The following is a 3,001-nucleotide window of genomic DNA, read 5'->3' as shown; positions in this document are numbered from 1 at the left end:
AGTTACGCGTGCCGCCTGCTCGTCCGCACGCGTCTAGCGTGACCGGCTGTGAGCCGCCCAGCCGATCGGCGTTCACAGATTTCGTCGCATCACGTTCAACGCCCGCAACTATGACGCGCAACTACTCGTCTGGGCCGCCGGGCGGTAGACTTATGGGGTGATTAGGCTTTAAGTGCTCGGGCGTAAAAGGAGCCGTTGCAAACCTCACATAATGGCACGTCCAGTCCAAACATGCTTTTTCCGTGCCGAAAGTATGAAGATATTTGGCGCGGACATGTCCCCCACCTAATCGCGGATTTTCAACAAACGTATATCGCTCCCTTTCATCCGTCCGTTCGCGCCAAACCGTCTCCCCGGGTATGAAGTAACGCATTTTTTTGTCGCCCCATCGATAAATGCGCAAGGCAACGTCAGAATCGACCTGACAAAAACACCCCGCAAACGACTCCGAGCCAACCAGACTGAAGATCGCCGCTAACATTAATAGTTTGCGTCTTCCCATATTTCACCCCCCCCCAATACGCGATTTTTCTCTCGGGGCGACCGGCTGTTTGGAAAATGCAGTTAGCCCCGCAATCGAATATCGATTATCGCAACGGCATTCGCGCAATTTAAAGGCGAACCTGCGGCACGAATTGATCAAGTTGGTCGGTGCAGCGGTGTTTGTTCGCAGCCCGGCGCAAGGCCCTCGCCACCTGAAAAACATTCCGGGATTATGATGCAATATCTCAACACAAGAAGAGTCGCACGGATCGATGAGCGTTGGCAACCAAGAACACTTTTGGGCGCAATCGTCGGCTATGTAGAATTGTCGCGGCGGCGTTTTTCCCGCGCTTCCATCCGCAGTTGCTCTCTACGCTGCCTGTTCGCGGCCAGCGCTGCAGCCTGTGCGACACTCGGGTCAACCGTCGACACCCGCCCCCGATTGCCGGGCTGCGTCGAGCCAAAGCCGCGTCCCGGTGCTCGTATGCGACATGCTTCAATCATCTTCCAGAGATCGGCAGGCGTTGTGAAGTGCGTTCTACCGATCTTGAAGATGGTCAGCCTGCCCCGCGCGTGTTCCGCCCGAAGCGATGCGACAGTAATTGAACCTTCGGGCTGGAACAGACGCGCCGCTTCACGAGCGTTATCGGCTGCCCCGGCGGGATATCGTGCAGTGTCATCGCCACCCTCCATTGGTTTCGAGGGGGAGCATTATGCACAAGAACTCTGCGAGGAACGTGAGGTCTGTCGGCTCACTGCGGTTATTTGTGCCGCGGTCGCGCTGGCCCTTTGCAAACCCGTGACCAGCCGCGATCCCGAGCATTAACGCGTAGCCCATAACGACAGAGAGCAGCATCGCTGCTGCTCCCTTGATTGCAATTGTGGGGATGTGCGCCACAGCGAGAAGGTAAGGGGCACCCCAAGCCCCATCGCGATGGCAAACAGTTCAGCCGCTGATACCGTAGCGTTTTCTCAGTTGTGCGGCCTTGTCCTCGGGGGCGAGCGGCTTCCCGAGTTTGCTCACGCGCAGGGTAACGGTCGACGCCATGTTGTCGACGATCTTCTCCCGCACTTCGTACACCTCCCCTGTCTGGCATCGCCGGACCTGATAGCCGTGATGTACCGACCACGGTAGTTCACACGTGCGGATCATAAACGTCGGATGCGTCGTCGAGACACCCGGTGATAGTTCCACGTCGATCGCACCGCGCATGTAGCGGTTCTCGCCAAGCGCGAGCGCGTATGGCGCCCGGTACACTGCGTTCACCGTCACGGGGCCTAGGAACGTATCAGGTGTGGCCTGAAAGTTCGGCGTGCGCGTCATCGGAATGATTGTCACGAGTTCTGAGAACGTATCGATCACAGCGGCGTTGAGGTCTCTCAACGCCTCGTCGAAGATAGACATTGTTGCTCCTATTGCACGCCAGTGTAGACCGGCTTTGCCCCGCTGCTGCCGGGCATGTTGACGCCCGTCTTGGCGTTGCCTAGTTGGCCCTTTAGTGACAGGATTGCGTTCTCAATTGATGCGATCTTTGCAACAAACCACTGCGATGGGGTGATCTCGATCGGAGGCACCGTAATCGTTGCCTGCCCTTCGACGGTGCCGGTAACCGTACCGCCCTTCGACCCGCTGTCATCCCCAACGATACGCCCGAAGTCATCGACGAATTGAGCCATTGGCTGTGCGCTCTTACTCTTGCTGGGCGACGGGGTGCCGCTGTCCGTGTCGATAATCCGGCCGAAGTCATCGACAACAGGAACGCTAGTGCCCCGCGTAAATCCGATTTTAGCCGGATGGCTTTCAGTGTTGTCCGGCCAAATCGTCGGCGCGTCCTTATCGGGCGCGGGCATCTTGGGGGTGTCTTTCGGCGCATTCGGGCCGTCGCTATAGCCCAACCATTTCGCGATCTTTTCTAGAGCGCTATACAGCGTACCAAGAACGCCCTTATCTATCGCCATGACGACGTCAAACAGCGCCTTCTCGACAGACCAGAACGTTTCGCCTACTGCCTCCATCGCGTGGCCAACAGCCGTCAGCGCGTCCGCAACCATCTTTCCCGCAGCGCTATCATTGAAGGACTTGAACGCGTCCGACACCGCCTGCATTGACTGGCCCACGCTCTGCCCGAACGCCTCTACCCTGGGAGGCCACGTCTCCAACACATCGTTGACGGACTTCAGGGCGTTTATCAGGGCGGGGTCGCCGAGATGTGCAGCCGTGGTCTGTATGCCGTTGATTAGATCAGTGAAGCGGTTCCACTGAAAGCTCAGCGACTCTTTGCGCGCCGCTTCAGCCTCGTCGAATCGTTGGGTGTAAGGCGTGTCGTTGAGATGGTGTATTCTGTCCCATCCCTCGCGCGTCATGTGCTGGGAGGCGGTCATCGCGCCCTGTCCTCGAGCATCTCGAAGATGTACGCGGAAACGCCGCCGTCACGCGCAACGTGCGGCTTGCGGCTATCAAGTCGTTCTTCCGCTTCCTCGAATATCGACAGCCGGCGGCGCTCGAGCAGATCCGCCG

2 protein-coding genes and 1 pseudogene are annotated in these 3,001 nt (G+C 58.2%); 1 reads left to right on the top strand and 2 read right to left on the bottom strand.

The genetic code is table 11. The features are described 5' to 3' along the window. Positions 1-1,429 precede the first annotated feature (1,429 nt). Positions 1,430-1,888: a hypothetical protein gene (locus tag WCB02_RS30710; protein WP_423963968.1), complete on the bottom strand. Its 459-nt coding sequence runs from the start codon at positions 1,886-1,888 to the stop codon at positions 1,430-1,432. A gap of 8 nt (positions 1,889-1,896) precedes the next feature. After that, positions 1,897-2,865, bottom strand: coding sequence for a hypothetical protein (locus tag WCB02_RS30705; RefSeq protein WP_423963966.1), 969 nt, complete (start codon positions 2,863-2,865; stop codon positions 1,897-1,899). Between the two features lie 11 nt (positions 2,866-2,876). Between WCB02_RS30705 and WCB02_RS30700 the strand changes: the two are divergent. Next, positions 2,877-3,001: pseudogene (locus tag WCB02_RS30700) on the top strand (tyrosine-type recombinase/integrase); the annotation flags it as partial.

Source organism: Bradyrhizobium sp. (assembly GCF_049581145.1).
Taxonomy (GTDB): domain Bacteria; phylum Pseudomonadota; class Alphaproteobacteria; order Rhizobiales; family Xanthobacteraceae; genus Bradyrhizobium.
This window is presented reverse-complemented; position numbering and strand designations above follow the sequence as displayed.